General features: G+C 64.5%; 15 protein-coding genes and 1 pseudogene. 7 read left to right on the forward strand and 9 right to left on the reverse strand.

Annotation, left to right across the window (positions count from 1 at the left end; translation table 11 throughout):
• The first annotated feature begins 184 nt into the window (after nucleotides 1-184).
• Genes aceE through M3M27_RS02495 form a run of 3 tightly spaced genes read left to right on the forward strand, consistent with a single transcriptional unit; the run spans nucleotide 185 to nucleotide 5,038 of the window.
• The gene (aceE, locus tag M3M27_RS02485; protein ID WP_434027036.1) at nucleotides 185-2,875 is read left to right on the forward strand and encodes a pyruvate dehydrogenase (acetyl-transferring), homodimeric type; all 2,691 of its coding nucleotides are present in this window, start codon (nucleotides 185-187) and stop codon (nucleotides 2,873-2,875) included.
• 56 nt (nucleotides 2,876-2,931) lie between these two features.
• Complete coding sequence (locus M3M27_RS02490) at nucleotides 2,932-4,077, forward strand: ParB N-terminal domain-containing protein (RefSeq protein ID WP_434027037.1); 1,146 nt, start codon at nucleotides 2,932-2,934, stop codon at nucleotides 4,075-4,077.
• Nucleotide 4,078: 1 nt separating this feature from the next.
• The gene (locus M3M27_RS02495) at nucleotides 4,079-5,038 is read left to right on the forward strand and encodes a hypothetical protein (protein WP_434027038.1); all 960 of its coding nucleotides are present in this window, start codon (nucleotides 4,079-4,081) and stop codon (nucleotides 5,036-5,038) included.
• A 7-nt stretch (nucleotides 5,039-5,045) separates the two neighbouring features.
• On the opposite strand, the gene M3M27_RS02500 is transcribed toward M3M27_RS02495, so the two are convergent.
• From M3M27_RS02500 to M3M27_RS02515, 4 genes are all read right to left on the reverse strand, one after another.
• Nucleotides 5,046-5,981 carry a DNA cytosine methyltransferase gene (locus tag M3M27_RS02500; protein ID WP_434027039.1) on the reverse strand — a complete coding sequence of 312 codons (936 nt, stop codon included), beginning with the start codon at nucleotides 5,979-5,981 and terminating at the stop codon, nucleotides 5,046-5,048.
• Between the two features lie 94 nt (nucleotides 5,982-6,075).
• Nucleotides 6,076-6,495, reverse strand: a complete 420-nt coding sequence (locus M3M27_RS02505) for a very short patch repair endonuclease (RefSeq protein WP_434027040.1) — start codon at nucleotides 6,493-6,495, stop codon at nucleotides 6,076-6,078.
• A 107-nt stretch (nucleotides 6,496-6,602) separates the two neighbouring features.
• Nucleotides 6,603-6,887: a helix-turn-helix domain-containing protein gene (locus tag M3M27_RS02510; protein WP_434027041.1), complete on the reverse strand. Its 285-nt coding sequence runs from the start codon at nucleotides 6,885-6,887 to the stop codon at nucleotides 6,603-6,605.
• A gap of 66 nt (nucleotides 6,888-6,953) precedes the next feature.
• Nucleotides 6,954-7,289: a helix-turn-helix domain-containing protein gene (locus M3M27_RS02515; protein ID WP_434027042.1), complete on the reverse strand. Its 336-nt coding sequence runs from the start codon at nucleotides 7,287-7,289 to the stop codon at nucleotides 6,954-6,956.
• A gap of 268 nt (nucleotides 7,290-7,557) precedes the next feature.
• Between M3M27_RS02515 and M3M27_RS02520 the strand changes: the two genes are divergently transcribed.
• The gene (locus M3M27_RS02520) at nucleotides 7,558-9,966 is read left to right on the forward strand and encodes a TonB-dependent receptor plug domain-containing protein (RefSeq protein WP_434027043.1); all 2,409 of its coding nucleotides are present in this window, start codon (nucleotides 7,558-7,560) and stop codon (nucleotides 9,964-9,966) included.
• A gap of 2 nt (nucleotides 9,967-9,968) precedes the next feature.
• The gene (locus M3M27_RS02525) at nucleotides 9,969-12,032 is read left to right on the forward strand and encodes an Atxe2 family lasso peptide isopeptidase (RefSeq protein WP_434027044.1); all 2,064 of its coding nucleotides are present in this window, start codon (nucleotides 9,969-9,971) and stop codon (nucleotides 12,030-12,032) included.
• Here M3M27_RS02525 and M3M27_RS02530 read toward each other — a convergent pair.
• The 4 genes from M3M27_RS02530 to M3M27_RS02545 all read right to left on the reverse strand — a co-directional run bounded on the left by M3M27_RS02530 (nucleotide 12,029) and on the right by M3M27_RS02545 (nucleotide 15,868).
• A complete protein-coding gene (locus M3M27_RS02530; RefSeq protein WP_434027045.1) occupies nucleotides 12,029-13,798 on the reverse strand; it encodes an asparagine synthase-related protein in 1,770 nt (589 codons plus the stop codon). The genes M3M27_RS02525 and M3M27_RS02530 overlap by 4 nt on opposite strands.
• Nucleotides 13,798-14,460, reverse strand: a complete 663-nt coding sequence (locus M3M27_RS02535) for a lasso peptide biosynthesis B2 protein (RefSeq protein WP_434027046.1) — start codon at nucleotides 14,458-14,460, stop codon at nucleotides 13,798-13,800. Before M3M27_RS02535 ends, M3M27_RS02530 begins: the two co-directional genes overlap by 1 nt.
• 57 nt (nucleotides 14,461-14,517) lie before the next feature.
• The gene (locus tag M3M27_RS02540) at nucleotides 14,518-14,658 is read right to left on the reverse strand and encodes a benenodin family lasso peptide (RefSeq protein WP_434027047.1); all 141 of its coding nucleotides are present in this window, start codon (nucleotides 14,656-14,658) and stop codon (nucleotides 14,518-14,520) included.
• Nucleotides 14,659-15,238: 580 nt separating this feature from the next.
• Nucleotides 15,239-15,868: a GntR family transcriptional regulator gene (locus M3M27_RS02545; protein ID WP_434027940.1), complete on the reverse strand. Its 630-nt coding sequence runs from the start codon at nucleotides 15,866-15,868 to the stop codon at nucleotides 15,239-15,241.
• Nucleotides 15,869-16,052: 184 nt separating this feature from the next.
• Between M3M27_RS02545 and M3M27_RS02550 the strand changes: the two genes are divergently transcribed.
• Both M3M27_RS02550 and M3M27_RS02555 read left to right on the forward strand, forming a co-directional pair.
• Entirely contained in the window at nucleotides 16,053-16,193 is a 141-nt protein-coding gene (locus tag M3M27_RS02550; protein WP_434028066.1) for an aldo/keto reductase, read from the forward strand.
• A gap of 38 nt (nucleotides 16,194-16,231) precedes the next feature.
• Nucleotides 16,232-16,441 (forward strand): hypothetical protein, encoded by a 210-nt coding sequence (locus M3M27_RS02555; protein ID WP_434027941.1) that lies wholly within the window; start codon nucleotides 16,232-16,234, stop codon nucleotides 16,439-16,441.
• A gap of 3 nt (nucleotides 16,442-16,444) precedes the next feature.
• On the opposite strand, the pseudogene M3M27_RS02560 reads toward M3M27_RS02555, so the two are convergent.
• A pseudogene (locus M3M27_RS02560) lies at nucleotides 16,445-16,627 on the reverse strand (transposase); the annotation flags it as partial.
• Between the last annotated feature and the right edge of the window lie 100 nt (nucleotides 16,628-16,727).

Below are 16,727 nucleotides of genomic sequence, written 5' to 3' on the forward strand. Positions count from 1 at the left end.
GCAGTGCACCATTTCGATCGCGAATGGCGGCCATTCCGCGAGCGAATCGAAGGCAGCAAAATCGCTGCATTTTCTGCTCCATACGCCGCCGTAGCCCTCGTTGCGGGCGAGGCGTGGGGTTACACTTCGGAGTTCGAGAAATCTTTGCTGGCGCACACACGCGTGCGCACTGGGAGCGCTGCTAATGAATTGGTTGAACGAAGTACTGCAGAACGATCCGAACCCGCTCGAGACCCAGGAGTGGCTCGAATCGCTCAAGGCGGTCATCGATGTCGAGGGCCCGGAGCGCGCTCACCAACTGCTGGAAGGCATGGTCGAGCAGACCCGCCGCGCCGGCGCCTACCTGCCGTTCTCGCCGACCACCGAGTACGTCAACACCATCAGCCCGCAGAACGAGGCCAAGAGCCCGGGCGACGCCGCGCTGGAATGGCGCATCCGCTCGATCATCCGCTGGAACGCGATGGCCACCGTCGTGCGCGCCAACCGCAAGCCCGGCGACCTCGGCGGCCACATCGCCTCGTTCGCGTCCTCGGCCACGCTGTACGACGTCGGCTTCAACCACTTCTGGCGCGCCCCGAGCGATAACCACCCGGGCGACCTGCTCTACATCCAGGGCCACAGCGCCCCGGGCATCTACGCGCGCGCCTTCCTGGAAGGCCGCATCAGCGAGAGCCAGCTCGACAACTTCCGCATGGAAGTGGACGGGCAGGGCATCTCCTCCTACCCGCACCCGTGGCTGATGCCCGAGTTCTGGCAGACCCCGACCGTGTCGATGGGCCTGGGCCCGCTCGGCGCGATCTACCAGGCGCAGTTCATGAAGTACCTGGAGCACCGCGGCCTGATCGAGAAGTCCGACCGCAAGGTGTGGTGCTTCATCGGCGACGGCGAGAGCGACGAGCCGGAGACCCTGGGCGCCATCGCCCTGGCCGGCCGCGAGGGCCTGGACAACCTGATCTTCGTCGTCAACTGCAACCTGCAGCGCCTGGACGGCCCGGTGCGCGGCAACGGCAAGATCATCCAGGAACTGGAAGGCGTGTTCCGCGGCGGCGGCTGGAACGTCATCAAGCTGCTGTGGGGCTCGTACTGGGATCCGCTCCTGGCCAAGGACACCAACGGCGTGCTCAAGAAGCTGATGATGGAGACCGTCGACGGCGAGTACCAGAACTGCAAGGCCTTCGGCGGCGCGTACACGCGCGAGCACTTCTTCGGCAAGTACCCGGAGACGCGCGAGATGGTCGCCAACCTGAGCGACGACGACATCTGGCGCCTCAACCGCGGCGGCCACGACCCGCACAAGGTCTACGCGGCCTACCACCAGGCCGTCAACACCAAGGGCATGCCCACCGTGATCCTGGCCAAGACGGTCAAGGGCTACGGCATGGGCTCGGCTGGCGAGTCGCTCAACCCGACCCACCAGACCAAGAAGCTCGACGACGAGGCGGTCAAGCACTTCCGCGACCGCTTCAACATCCCGGTGAGCGACAAGCAGCTGGCCGAGGCCGAGCAGATCCCGTTCTACCACCCCGGCGAGGACTCGCCCGAGGTCCAGTACATGAAGGAGCGCCGCGCCGCGCTCGGCGGCTTCCTGCCGCAGCGCCGCACCAAGGCCAGCAAGTCCTTCGCCGTGCCGGGCCTGGACAAGTACGAGCGCCTGCTCAAGGACAGCGGCGAGCGCACCTACTCCACCACCATGGCGTTCGTGCAGAGCCTCAACATCGCCCTGCGCGACAAGGAGATCGGCCCGCGCATCGTGCCGATCGTGGCCGACGAGGCCCGCACCTTCGGCATGGAGGGCATGTTCCGCCAGATCGGCATCTACGCCCCGTTCGGCCAGAAGTACAAGCCGGTCGACGCCGACCAGCTGATGTACTACCGCGAGGACCAGAGCGGCCAGGTGCTGCAGCAGGGCATCAGCGAGCCGGGCGCCATCGCCTCGTGGATGGCCGCCGGCACCAGCTACTCGGTGTCCGACGTGCCGATGCTGCCGTTCTACATCTACTACTCCATGTTCGGCTTCCAGCGCGTGGGCGACATCGCCTGGCAGGCCGCCGACATGCGCACCCGCGGCTTCCTGCTCGGCGGCACCGCCGGGCGCACCACGCTCAACGGCGAGGGCCTGCAGCACGAGGACGGCCACAGCCACCTGCTGGCCGGCGCCATCCCCAACTGCCGCAGCTACGACCCCACCTTCGGCTACGAAGTCACCGTCATCCTGCAGCACGGCATGAAGGCGATGATGGAAGAGCAGAAGGACGAGTACTACTACATCACCCTGATGAACGAGAACTATGCCCATCCGGAAATGCCGGCCGGGTCGGAGGAGGGCATCATCAAGGGCATGTACCTGCTCAAGGACGCCGGCAAGCCCAAGAAGGGCGAGCTGCGCGTGCAGCTGCTGGGCAGCGGCACCATCCTGCGCGAGGCCATCGCCGCGGCCGAACTGCTGGACAAGGACTTCGGTGTCACCGCCGACATCTGGTCCTGCCCCAGCTTCAACGAGCTGCGCAAGGACGGCTTCGACGCCGAGCGCTGGAACCGCATGCACCCGGAAGCCGAGCCGCGCAAGGCCTACGTCACCCAGCTGCTGGAAGGCCGCCAGGGCCCGGCGATCGCCGCCACCGACTACGTGCGCCTGTTCGCCGACCAGATCCGCAGCTTCGTGCCGATGAGCTACACCGTGCTGGGCACCGACGGCTTCGGCCGCAGCGACACCCGCGCCAACCTGCGCCGCTTCTTCGAGGTCGACCGCTACTACATCGCCCACGCGGCGATCGCGGCCCTGGCGAAGGAGGGCAAGATGACCGGCAAGGACGTAGCCCGGGCGATCAAGCAGTACAAGCTAGACGCGGACAAGCCGAATCCGATTTCCGTCTGACAACGTGATCGCCCCAATCCACCATTTACGTGGCGGTGTCTCAAAGGAGAAGTCTAATGACGAATCAATCGGCCGCGTCCGGTAAGGCGCAGGACATCGCCTTAGATCTTCTCGAACTTGATGAGGCAAACCCTCGGTTTGGTGACGCCACAGGCAAGGCCCCTAGCCAGCGGCAGGTGCTGGACAAGATCGTCGAGGAGTTTGGCGTTGACGACCTTTTGAGCTCAATGTCTGTTAATGGCTACTTCAGTGCTGAGCCCATCGTTGTCCGGCAGCGCGAGGGCAGCTCGAAGTATGTGGTTGTTGAGGGAAATAGGCGTGTCGCCGCGTGCTTGATGCTAACTGGTGATCCTCGTTCAGAGAATCAGGCGCAGCGAGCCCAGCATTACATCGATGTATGGCAAGCGCATGGTAGGCCGAAACTCGACCCTGTGCCGGCAATTGTGTTTGCGCCCGGAGTACTGCAAAAGAACTTGCTTTCGTATCTCGGCGTGCGTCACATCGCGTCAGCTAAAAGTTGGGACTCATATGCGAAAGCAGCATGGGTCGCGAGAGTAATTAGCGAGAACGCGCTCACCGTTCGCGAAGTCGCGACGATGATTGGTGATCAGCATCGGACCATCGAGCGCTTATTGCAAGGCTACTACGTAGCTCAGCAATTGATTAACAGTGGTGAGTTTAGGCCCGAGGACAGTGTGCGCAAGGGCCGTGGTAGTGTCAGTGCGTATCCCTTCTCATGGGTATATACCATTCTAGGGTACTCGGCTGCCAGGAAGTTTCTAGGCATTGAATCCGAAACTGACGTAGCGAAGCCCGCGCCGATTGAAGCCTCTAACTTGCGGAAAGGTGGGGTGCTCATGCGCGCGATGTTTGGCGACAGTAGGGCTGGGCGTAACGCTGCAGTAGCTGATTCGCGTCAGTTAGGTACCCTTGCTTCAATATTAGTAAACCCCGAAAAGCTTGCGCTTCTTGAGAAAGGGAAATCAGTAGATGAGATCGAACAGATAAGTCAGCCGACAGAAGACCAGCTTCGGAACGGTTTGGCTACGCTAAGGGAAACACTTTCTCAGCTTGTCGCCCGCCTTGAAGAGACGCCGATCTCCGCAGCCACAGCGGAGACCTTCCTTGAGCCGGCGGCCCGCGTAAGGAATCTAGCTGCGGGGCTAGACGCAAAGCTGAAAGGTATAGCTGGAGTGCTCTGAAATGCCGACTGCATACGAGGACCGGTATGCCGCCCAGGCTGCTTCTACTAACACGGACCAAACTGAATGGGATGCGTTACGGCAGATGAGTGTCGTAATAGATGCAGGAGTTCGAGATGACACTATCTCCGGGGCACTCGACGAGGTTGACGTCGGAGACGCTAGCGAGGACGGCCCATCTGGTAGGGCAGCATGGGTGGAGGCGGATTTACGCCTCGATAGCCAAGTCGGCGGCATTCGAGAGGAGATCGAGCGGCGCATTGTACTCCTAGGCAGCGCGTACCCTTTCGAGTTGTCTGGGCAACGGCTCGTATATCGCGCCAGCCGGTCAGGCTTCTACGAGTTCTGCTTAGCTATCTGCCGGGCACGGACAATTACCACGAAACCTTATACTCAGCTTCCGAGGAACTTTGAGCGTCTAACGGCGAAGCTGCTGGAGGCGTACATGGGTGCGGACGCGGAATCACTGCACGTTGGTTGGCCTCGAGACAACTCTGTCGGTCGTACGTTCAAAGCAGCCATGAAGCACTTGGAGCGCCAGCCTTATGAGTGGATCTGGTCGCCAGAAACCGGAAAGCCGGAAGACCCGCCTACCAGATACGCGAAAGACGAAGGCATCGACTTTGTAGTCCAAAAGAAGTTGCTCGACGAACGCGCCGGGCGGCTCTATATCTTGGGGCAGTGCGCTTGCGGCGACGAATGGCCAACCAAATGGTCGGAATTGACGCAGGATCGACTTAATAAGTGGTTCCGTACGGTGACGCTTGTCCCATTTGTCCGAGCATTCGTCACTCCCTATTTGTTAACCGACGAAATGCTGCGAGAGGCTACCAGTCAAGCTGGCCTGGTCTTTGACCGGGCGCGCTTAGCAAAAATCGCGGAACTGCACCTAGGTGAATCGCAAATATCTGAACTCGCCAGACATACGCAGCCTATGGCTCAGCTGGTGGTAGCAGCTTAGGTGCGGATCACCAAATATCGGGAAGTGCGGAAGCAACAGCTCGAAATAGCGGCGGCGGCACAGCGTTGCCAACGACTTTGTAGCGGGTATGCATTCCGCAGCTTTCTGGGAACACCATCTCTCCCGAAAAGCCTTGGAGGCGCGCTGCTTCACGGTAACTGAAGCGACGAGCGGGTCCGTCGTGCTCGAACTCAAACTTGTCCTTGCCTGCGCTCAGCAGGCGCGGACTGGTCGGGTGTAGTGGCATGTGGCGAGCACGACTGACAATGGTCTTAGAGAGTTCATCCCAGTCGCGGCGCCGGTTGCGAGACATGTAATACCAGTGGAACGGCTCGGTGTTGAACTCTCCTTCCGGCCACTCCGGTAGCCCAGCGAGCGCGTCGCGAATAGTCACATATGGCTTCGGTGCTTGCGGGCCATGAGAAGGGGGTGGGAATGTGTAGTTGACACCCAGGTCGGAACGAATTCCGACGATGATGACTCGATGACGCTCTTGTGCTACGCCGAACTCAGCAGCATTCAAAAGCTTTGAGATAACTCGGTAGCCTGCTGCTCGAAAGTTTCGTAGCTGCATTGTGAAAAGCGATCTATTGTCCTGCCGCATGAGACCAGAGACGTTCTCAACAATGAAAGCCTTCGGCCGTATTGCCCGTAGCGCACGACCAAACTCTTTGAAGAGGTAGTTGATATCCCGCTCCACTTCGCGAGCACCGCCTTGGCTATAGCCTTGGCATGGATAGCAGCCAACTAGCAGGTCAGCTTTGGGGAAGCTCTCGATCTGTTCTATGCTACATACGCGATAGTCCGTCTCGGGCAAGTTAGCTTTGTACACCTCGGCTGCGTACGCCAGGACGTCGTTCGCCATCAATACGTCAAAGCCCGCTTCGATCAGGCCAGTATCAGAGCCGCCACATCCGGTGAACAGAGAGACTGCGGTAGGCATGGAGCATGGAGCATGGGCTTAGGGGTCGAGGTAAAGGATAGGCACTAGAGGCTAGGTCGTACAGAGAAATTTTCCCGCGACGTGTTCGGCGTAGCTACCCGAGAAGGAACGCGCCTAGCTTCTCCCGGAGAGTGCTAAGGTCGCGAGTTTCGCACTCCCAGACTTCAAGAACTTTCCATCCTCGGTGTGCAAGTTCCGATCTGACCGCAAAGTCGCGGGCTCGATTCCGCTCAATTTTTGGCGTCCAGTACGCGGTGTTGGACTTTGGCTGGTGCGCTACCTCGCAGCGATGACCATGCCAGAAGCACCCATGAACCATGATCACCTTCTTGTGCTTTGGGAGTACTACATCGGGGTTCCCAGGAAGGTCTTTTTGGTGCAGCCGAAATCGGAAGCCCATACGATGAACCGCAGAGCGTACCACAAGCTCCGGGCGCGTATCTTTGCCCCTGATGCGGCGCATATTATGCGACCTTGCTTCTTTCGATATGCGGTCAGCCATCACCAGCACCATTAGGCACAAGCCGTGAGACTTTAAAGGGTAAGATTGTTCAGAGAATATGCGCGCGAAGGCAACCAGGCGACTGATGAACTTCTCAGTGAAGAAAACGAATTCTTCTGTCAGCGTCTGTGTTTGGTGCGCCCCTTGAACTCCTTAATCAACTGTGCAAGCTCGTCATCTTCGGCGTAGAAGTACGCTACCGGCAGGTTGAGGACCTCGGCGAGCCGCTGCAGGGTCTGCAGGTCGGGCTGGTGCACGCCGGTCTCGTATCGGTTCACGCGCGTGCTGGCAACGAACTCGTCCAATCCGGCCTGTATCCCCAGGGCCCGCTGAGAGATGCCATGAGCCTCCCGCGCCTCGCGCAGCCTCCGGCTGTAGACAGGCAGCGACTTCTTGTCAGTCACGCTTGCATGTATCCCGAACTTCTACAGGGGAAGATTCCGGGGAAATGCTCAGCCGCGATACTACGTTTAACGTAGTTTTCGGCCCCGCTGTCGCTTCTTCTTTTTGATCTTGGCGAGCGCCTGACTCGGCTTGTCTTTGCGGCCGAAGTCGACGATGAGCTGCGCAAGCTCGTCGTCTTCGGCATAGAAGTAGGCCAGCGGTAGCCCTAGAGCCCGTGCCAGCAGTTGCTGCATGCCCAGCTTTGGCTGGTTGACGCCGTTCTCGTAACGGTTGATGCGGGGGCTCGCTGCGAACTCATCCAGCCCCACTGCTACGCCCAAGTCGCGCTGCGAAATGTCGTGGGCCTCCCGCGCTTCGCGCAGGCGGTGCCCGTAAACGGAAGCCTGTCGTTTTTCAGCCATGTGTGCACACCCGGAACTCCGATGTCCGGAAGCTTCCGGATGGGCACTTGACCCCGATACTACGTTAAACGTAGTGTACGGATGGCTACGTTTAACGTAGTGATCGATCTTTTTTCCTGTGCTTTCGGCTGGGGCTAGCGCCGGAAGTGGCTAGGGATGAGGCGATACCTGAGCACCTGAGGCCGGTGGCACCAGCGAGGGGAATCCAGAGTGCGGCCGAGCTGCGACGGGTGCAGCGCCAGTCAAGGGGAAAAACAAAGGACACCGCATGAAGACAAGCACTCTACGTAACGCCGTATCCATTGCTCTTGTTGCTGTGGCCACCGGCACAGCCGGCCTGGCCTCGGCCCAGGAGGCCGCCTCGGACACCGAGCCGAGGGAAAGCGCCAAGCCAGAAGACCGCACTGTTCCTGCGCATCCGCCGACGACCACGTCGGCGGCAGAGCCGGCGCCGACGGAGCTGGGCACGATCACGGTCACCGGCACCCGCATCCGCGGCGGCACGACGCCATCGCCGGTGGTCACGATCGGCAGCGAGCGCATCCGGGAGGAGGGCTTTGCCGACCTGGGCGAGGTCGTCCGCAGCCTGCCGCAGAACTTCGGCGGGGGACAGAACCCCGGCGTGGCCGTGGGCGCCACGCTGGGCGTGGGCGGACTCGCCAACCAGAACTTCACCGGTGGCTCGTCGCTGAACCTGCGCGGCCTGGGCCCGGACGCGACCCTGACGCTGCTCAACGGCAGGCGCCTGGCTTATGGCGGGGTGGTGCATGCGGTCGACATCGGCGCCATACCGGTGGAGGCCGTCGACCGGGTGGAGATCGTCCCGGACGGCGCCTCGGCCATCTACGGTTCGGACGCGGTGGGCGGCGTGGGCAACGTCGTCCTGAAGCGCGACTACCAGGGCGTGGCCGTGGGCCTGCGGTACGGCGGCGCGACCGAGGGCGGGCTGGCGACGCGGGAGTACAGCCTGACGGCGGGCACGACCTGGCCGGGCGGCGGCGCGATCGCCGCCTACAAGGACGTGTCCACCGATCCGGTCTATGCGCGCCAACGCAGCTATACGGACCACATGTTCGACCCCAATACGCTGTACCCGGGGAGCGACTTCCGCAGCGCGCTGCTCAGCCTGCACCATGCGGTCGCCGATTCGGTCGAGTTCCGGATCGATGCGCTCCATGCCAGGCGCAAGCAGGAGATCTATCAATGGAACACCGGTCTCCGGCCCGTCTACAACACGCTGACCCCGGAGACGAAGACGTCCTTCGTGGCGCCCGGCCTGGAGTTCTCGCTGCCGGGGGAATGGACGCTGTCCGTGGGCGGGAGCTGGGGCAGGGACGAGCACCTCCAGGACCAGTACCAGGTGGCTGTCGCCACCGGGGCACGCACGGCGCTGCTGATGGAGTGCTACTGCAACGAAGCCACTTCCTATGAGGCGGGGGGCGAGGGGCCGCTGTTCGAGACGCCAGGCGGCCTTGCGCGCCTGGCCGCCGGTGTGGGTGGACGCAGGAACGAGCTTGTCCGCCGGGATCCGCTCGGAACCAATCAGCAGCAGGCGTTCCGCGGCAGCCAGCAGAGCCGGTTCGCGTATGCGGAGTTGAGTCTTCCGCTGATGGATCCGGGTCCGGGCAACCGCCGCCTGGAACTGACCGCCGCGGTGCGCGGCGAGGACGACGACGATTTCGGGCGCGTCACCACGCCCAAGCTCGGCCTGGTCTACGGGCCCAATGGTGACGTCACGTTCAGGTATTCCTGGGGCAAGTCGTTCAAGGCACCGACCCTGCTTCAGCTGCATCTGCCCCGGTCCGCGGCGGTGCGCCCCGTGGCCTTCTATGGCGGCCAAGGGTACGACCCCGGCGCCACGGTACTGCACCGTGCGGGCGGGAATCCGGACCTCAAGGCGGAACGGGCCTCTACACGGACCGTGTCGCTGGCGTTCCACCCCAGGTCGCTGCCCGGCCTGGAGGGCGAGGTGACGTGGTTCGACATCGACTACACGGACCGTGTCGTGCAGCCGATCACGGATTATGGGCGCGCCTTGCTCATCCCCGGATACGCGGAGTTCTTCGACTACGCGCCGACCGCGCAGCGCGTGGAGGAGGTCGTCGCTTCGGCCGACGCCTTCTACGACTACGTGGGCGGGTTCGATCCCCGCAACGTGGCGGCCATCCTGTACGCGCAGTACGTGAACGCGGCGCGGCAGCGCATCAGGGGCGTGGACCTGTCGGCGTCGTACCGGTTCGATGCCGGTCCCGGGCGCATGACGGTAAGGGGTGCGGCAAGCTGGCTGGACAGCACGCAGCAAAACTCCGCCGCGCAGCCCGCCTACGACGTGGCGGGCACCATCTTCAATCCGGCGCGGGTGAACGGCCGGCTCGGCGTGGTGTGGGACGTGAACGGGTGGTCGGCGTCGCTGTTTTCCAACTACACCAGCGGCGTCGAGGATCCTGTCGCCCGCGAGAAGACGGCGTCGTTCACCACGTTCGATGCCACGGTGCGCTACGCCACTGAGGGCCGGGGCTTCCTGTCCGGGGTGGAGATCGCGCTTTCGGCGCAGAACCTCCTCGACCGCCATCCGCCGCTCTACGCGGCGACCACGCTCGACCGACCGCCCTACGACTCCACCAACTACTCGGCGATCGGGCGATTCCTCAGCCTGGCGGTGACCAAGCAATGGTGACAATGCGCGCAAGCCCCTGGCCTGCCGTGTGGGCCGGCGCGCTGGCCTTGCTCGTCCACGTGCCGGACGCGCGTTCGGCCACCTTGCGCCAGCTGGTGGAGGTGGTCGACTTCACCGGGCTTTCCGTCTCGCCGGACGGGCGCCTGGTGGCGTTCCGCACGGAGCAGGCGTCCGTCGACCGGAACACCTACGACACCGTCTGGTATGTGCAGCCGGTCGACGGCTCGTCGCCGCCTCGGCGTCTTGGGGAGGCGGGCGCGCCCCTGCGGGATGGCGGCGCAATGAGCCGGAACGAGCCCGCGCTGTGGTCGCCGGACGGAAAGTGGATCTTCTACCGCGCGGTGCTGGACGGGCGGGTGGACATCTGGCGGGCGGCCGTGGACGGGTCGCGCACCGGGCGCGTCACGCGCGATCCGGCGAACGTGCGCAGGTTCTCGCTGGACGACGGCGGGGCTGCGCTGCTCTACGGCGTGGGCGCGACACGCGAGGCTGTGGTGGAGGCGGAACTGGAGGAGTACGACCGCGGCGTGCATATCGACCGGACCGTTCCCCTCGGGGACCCCCTGTTCCGGTCCGGCCATCACGAGGGGCGGCTGGCCACGCAGCGCCTCGTGGACAACGAACTGGTGCGCTTCCCGTTGCTGTCGCAGGTGCCGGAGCGCTGGAAGTCGGTCGACCTGGCGACGGGCGAGACGATCGAGCTTGCCGCCGGCCGTGTCCCAGCGGGTGCGGTGGCCCCTGCCGATGTTCCGCAGGACCTTGGCCGTGTCCTGCAGGTGGCGGAAGAAGGCAGTAGCGGGCGCATCGCGTTCCTGGCGCGCGCGGATGGACCGGACGGCGCCGTCGGACAGATCAGGCTGGCGATGCTGCCGGGGCGGGGGGCTCGGCGGCCGGTGGTATGTGCCGCGGCGCCGTGCGTTGGCGGGAAGATCACGGCCATTGCGTGGCGGCCTGGAAGCGACGAGGTCGTCTTTGCGGTGACCGACGACGCCCTGGGCCAGTCGCTCTTCCGCTGGAACGTCGTCAGCGGCAACGTCCAGCCGGTGCTCGCCTCGCGTGGTCACCTGGGCGGGGGAGGGCGTTGGGACCCGGGGCCGTGCGCTGTTTCCTCCGAGGCGTTGGTCTGCGTGGCCGCGGAGGCCGATCGCCCGCCCAGGCTGGAACGCATCGGCCTGGAATCGGGAGAGCGCAGGGTGCTGTTCGACCCGAATGCGGCACTGGCCCACGACATGGCCACGTCCGCAACCGTGCGTCCGGTCGAGTGGGCGGATGCGCAGGGCCGCAGGTACACGGGCCAGTTCTATCCTGCGGCGGCGGGTGGCACCGTGCCTCCCCCGTTGTTCGTCGTGTACTACCGGTGCGCGGGCTTCGTCCGCGGTGGCATGGGCGACGAGTGGCCGCTTGCCACCTTGGCCAGGGCCGGCATCGCCGCGCTGTGCATCAACGCCGCTCCGCCGGCGGAGGATGCGATCGAGCGCTACGAGCAGGGACGGGCCGCCATCGAGGGGGCGGTGGCGTACCTGGCGTCGCGCGGCGAGGTCGACCCGGCACGCGTCGGGATCGGCGGGCTGAGCATGGGGGCCGAAGTCGCCCTGTGGACCGCGATGAACTCGCGTGTGGCACGCGCGATATCGATCGGTACTCCGGTGGTCTCTCCGCAGATGCGGCTGTTGTTGAGCCCGTGGGAGCAGGTGCACTTCTCGAGGCTCCGCCGCCATTGGCAGCTCGGCGCGGTGGACGAAACGCCGGAGCGCTGGCGGACCCTGTCGCCGGCCTTCGATGTCGAGCGCGTACGGGTGCCCGTGCTGATGCAGATGTCGGAGCAGGAATACAGGGGCTCTTTCGACTACACGATTCCGTTGATCGGGATGCGACGGGCCGACGTCTACGCCTTTCCCCACGAGCCGCACCAGAAGTACCAGCCCCGGCACAAGCTGGCGGTATACCAGCGCAACCTGGACTGGTTCCGGTTCTGGCTGCTCGGTGCCGAGGACGGCGATCCCGCCAAGGCCGGGCAGTACGCCCGCTGGCGGGAAATGCGGCAGCACGCGCCTGGCGCGGACTAGCGATGCACCGGCCCGCCAGGCGGCGACTGCTGGCCGACCCAGTTCTCGAGGGCGCACAGCTGGAATAACCGCATGAACGCATTGTCGCCCCGCGGCATCTCGCCCTTGGCGAGCGCGCGCAGCTTGTCGCCATCCAGGAGGCCATGCGCTTCCAGTTGGCCGTGGAGGAGAAACGCGAGCATCCCCGCCAACTCCCGCCGGTACAAGGCGCCGAGATAGGCGGTGAAGGTGCCCTTGCTCTTCCTGGCGAGGATCCTGGCCGGAAGGACGTGCGCGAAGCCGAGCCTGGCGACGGCGCGGTTCTGTCCGCCATGGAACCACATCCAGCTGGGTACCCTCAGGCACGCCTCGACGACGGGCTGTGACAGCAACGGCATCCTCAGCCGCCGCACCAGCGCACGGGGGCAACTGTCGCGGAAGAACTGCGTGGCGCTGAGTTCGAGGACGCGCTGCCGGTCGCCGGGAAGGAACCTTGCCGGTGGAGACAGCCAAGGATGAGGTTCGGGCTCCGGAACGCGCGCGCGCGGAGGCAAGAAGCTGCGGTCGATGCCATAGGGCTCGCCCTGGGTCCGGAGTTTCCGCAAGGTCAGGCGAGCGGCCTTCCAGTAGGTGCACTGGTGGAATGCCGAGATGTCCCGGACGGCCCGGATGCCGGCCACCAACCCCGCACCCAGGAAGGCATCGGCGGCGGGTGCGGCGTTCATGAGATAGCCGAAGACGGTGTCGCCTCCGCCGCCTGTGAAGTGGCTGTCGACGCTCTCGCGGTCCGCGATAGCCTGCATGGTGCGGTCGACCGCGTACTGAAGCGGCCCGATCACCGGCGTGACGATATCCGGCGGGAGCGGGAACCGGTATGGCGCATCGCCGTAGCGAAGCTCCTGCGCCTGCAGTCCGACGCCGAGCATGCCGGCGACCAAGCCGGCATACTCCCGTTCGTCCGCGCCTGGGACGGGCGTGGTGAGCGTCAGGCAGGTCACACGTGCGCGGGATTCCCGGAGGCAGGCGCCGACGATCGACGAATCCAGCCCTCCGGACAGTTCGAGCAGGACGGATCCGTCCTGCTCGGCCCAGGCATGGACGACGGTCTCGATCGCATCGCGGACGGACGATGCCGCTTCGTGCGGGTACGCGGGACGGCTGCCCGCGTCGACGAACTCCCACGGGTTCCAGTCCAGGCTGGCGCGGGCGGTGCCGTCGTGCAGGTGGATCGTGCACCCGGGAAGCAGTTCCCTGATGCCCGCCAGGCACGTGCGGGCGGTTTTCAGGCCGGGGTACGCCAGCTGGTGAGCGACTTGCTCGAAATCGACGCGTCTCCGGCAGAGACCGAGCCGCTCCGCAAGCGTGATATGCGACGTCAGGAATCCCGTGCCTTCTTCCAGCGAGTAGACGCACTGCAGGTCGCAGGCGGGCGACGGGCTGCGGGTGATGCCGACGGACCGGGGATCATTCGCCTCAGGAAGGATCAGGATGTAGTCGCCCCAGCAGTTCTTCAGGATGTGGCGGCGGAGCGCGGCAGCAGAAGAAGCGGCGGGTAGCTGGCTCGCATGCCGAATGGCGGTGCCGCTGCGGGTGTGGAGATCGCCGACGACGATACCGCCACCCGGCAGGTGAAGCGTGGGAGTTTCGCCCGATGTGTATACCGCGAAGGTCGCGGAGGTGGAGCGCAGCTGCATGTCGGCGCCTTGCAGGACAGTGTTTAGCTCCATCGGGTCGGGTCCGCCGGATGGGCGGTCTGCGTCCGCCATGACGAGGTAGGCGCGGGCCATCAGACCACCCGGATGACGGCGTAGGACCGCGTGTTTCCCAAGGTGTCGTTCAGGACCAGACCGCCGGATTGAGCCCAGCAGTGAGCGGAGAACGGGTCGCGGGTGACACCGAAGACGATGTGGGCTTGCAGGTGCCTGCGTGCGAGGAAGGTCACCATGGCGATCGAATCCGGGAGGCAGCAGGTCTCGATGGGGACCAGCCTGCGCACCTGCAGAAATGCTTGGGCATGCCGCACCAAGGCATCGTCGTCGGTCGTAGTCGTGCGCGTGGCTGCGTGGCGCCGGAATGCGGCCAAGCCGTCCAGGATCGATTGCAGCCGCTGGGTTCCCAGGCGGTGCTTGGTCCTGAAGACCGTGGCGAGCACCTCGACGGCCATGCGCGGTCCGCAGGATGCGGAGGGGAAGGGCTGCTCCAGTGCGCTGGCTTCGGCAGACGGGACCACGGTGCCGGTCGAGATTGGATCCGGCGGGCCCTCCGCCAGGATGTTGCGATCCACCAGGCGCTTGGCGGCATCAGGAGTGGGGCGTTCGATGTATGAGATGAAGGCGCGTTCCGTATCGCCCGAAAGCCGGAAGTACCTGTCGGCCGCGGTATCGAGGAACAGCGGATGGCCATCGATGAGGCAATACGACAGGCCGTCGCGCAAGCGGTAAGGGCGCATATGCGTTGTCTCCGGACGGAAAGTCGAGGCGCACCTTGCGGTGCGCCTCGCTGCCGGTCATTCGGCAATTCCGACCCCGGTCACGAACCCGAGGATCTCGTTGCCAGGCTCGCCGGCGCCCTTGGTTTCCACGCTGGCCGTGCCGAGCACGACGACGTCTTCCTGCGGGTTGGTACGGGTGTTCTCGTTCGCGTTCATCGCTGTCTCCTACGTTTGCGCCATGGACCTCATGGCGGATGCAGCGTAGGAGGCAGGATTTTTGATTTTCAAATGATTATTGCGTTGCAATCCGATGATTATTTCCAGGTGTGACCGCGGTCATGCGGGAACGGAGGCAGGTTTGCGCTACTGGCCAGGCGGCGATGGCGTCGGCGGCTGCTTCATTTCGTCCTGGGTGACGACGGGGCCGCCGAAGACATAGCGGCCGCGCCTGCAGGCATTGGTCGTCGTCCAACTGCAGGCCGCCCAGCATCAGGTTGGAGACGAATTCGCCGGGGCGGTCGCCGCGGCGGACCGCGTGTGGCTCGGCAGGCTACCGGCCGCGGCAGGAGCGGGCGGAGGCGAATCGGTCGATCATGCCGGCAAGAGGATGGCGGCTGCGATCGCCGCCAGTAGCGGACTCGGTTGGCTCATGCCTTCCTCGTGGGAATCAGGAGCTGTGGACGGCATCGGCCGGGAATGGCAGCCCGGCAGGGCGCGCCGCGCTGTCGGATTTTTTCTCTTCGTGGGGCAGGAGAATTCTGACTCGTCTTCGTGGATTCGACAGGACGGGCCGCCGTCAGTGGAGCCGGTCGCGGCTCTCGTTCAGCCTGGCCACGATGCAGGGCACCCGTTCCTTGCGCCGTTCGTGGTAGTCGCGCAGCGCGACTCGCAGGGCCGGGATGTTCCTTTCCTGCCAGTGCCGCTGCAGCTCCGACAATTCCTCGCAGGCGTGATCGATCAATCCCCGCTTGGCCCGGCGGATCGGTGCCAGCCGGTCGTTGGCCTGCCTCACGGCATGGTGCAGGGACCGGTGGCCGGTGGCGCGGGCGATCGCGTCGAACAGTTGCCAGGTGTGCTTCACCAAGTCGTCGGCGGCGGATGCGGGCTCCGCCTTGCCGGTGGCCCACCCCGCCGCGGCGAAGCCGAGATCGCAGGCCATCAGCATCAGGCGCTGCATCCAGTCGTACAGGTCGCGCAGGGCGATCTCGGTGGGCAGCGGGACGTGCAGCCCGCTGCGGCCATGATCGGCGACCTGGCCCTCGCCGACCAGGCGGTAAAGGGCGAACCGCACGGGCGTGGGGCTGGTCTTGAACTCGGCCGCGAGCATGGCCGGATCGATCCGCTGCCCGGGCAGGTAACGCCCCGACTGCAGGGCGCGCCTGATCTGCCCGTACAGCAGCGCGCTCTTGGAGTGGATCGCATTCATCGCAAAACTCCTTGTCTGCGTATGACGGTCTCCCCAGGGCAGGATGTTACAAGGATCGGATAGCGGAACGAAGATGCGGGTGCGCGCATTCGGTAGCGTTGCGGTTTGTGCTATCAGGCGGTTGGCGGGGGACGTTCGGCCGCATGCCCGGCGCGGACGCCGGCCGCACGAGTACATTGCCCCCATGCGAACCAGAATCTTCGGTCGCACCGGCCGTTCCGTAGAGAAATCGGCTCTGGAAGGCTCCATCGACCGCAGCCTGCGTAACCTGGAGGCCGACACGCTCGACCTGGTGCAGCTGCATTGCCCGCCGACCGACCTGTAGCGATGGGTCTTGGCTTCGACCATCGCGCGGAAGGCGTCATGACCAAGGGCGCGCTGCTGTTGGAGGTGGATGCGGATGTCAGCCAGCAATTCGCCGGGGAGGGCTTCATCGAGCAAGGCGCGATATGCGCTGGATCGTTCGACTGGGTCGTTGCCAAGGGCAAGCCGGGATGGATGGGGCGTCAACGCCGAGTGCGCACGCTGCATCATCTTCTCGACTCTTCCGGCCTCTGGTGGCGTGGCGAGTAGATGTACGTGATTGTTCATCAGCACGTAGGCATGCAGTTGGCACCCGGTGGCAAGCATGGCGTCATGCAGCAGGTGCAAGTAGCGAACGCGGTCGCCATCATCAAGAAAGCAGGGCAGCCGGTTATTGCCCCGATGAATGATGTGCTGCGAGATGCCGGGAAGATCGATGCGCGGGAGTCGAGCCATGCCGACAAGCGTGACGGAAGAGCGCCATTCCCGGCATCGAGTAGCACCGCCACATCTGATCGGAAGTCGACGCGTTACGTCGTAGGAAGTCAACCTGTCC

Source organism: Xanthomonas boreopolis, assembly GCF_046529185.1.
Taxonomy (GTDB): Bacteria; Pseudomonadota; Gammaproteobacteria; order Xanthomonadales; family Xanthomonadaceae; genus Pseudomonas_S; species Pseudomonas_S boreopolis.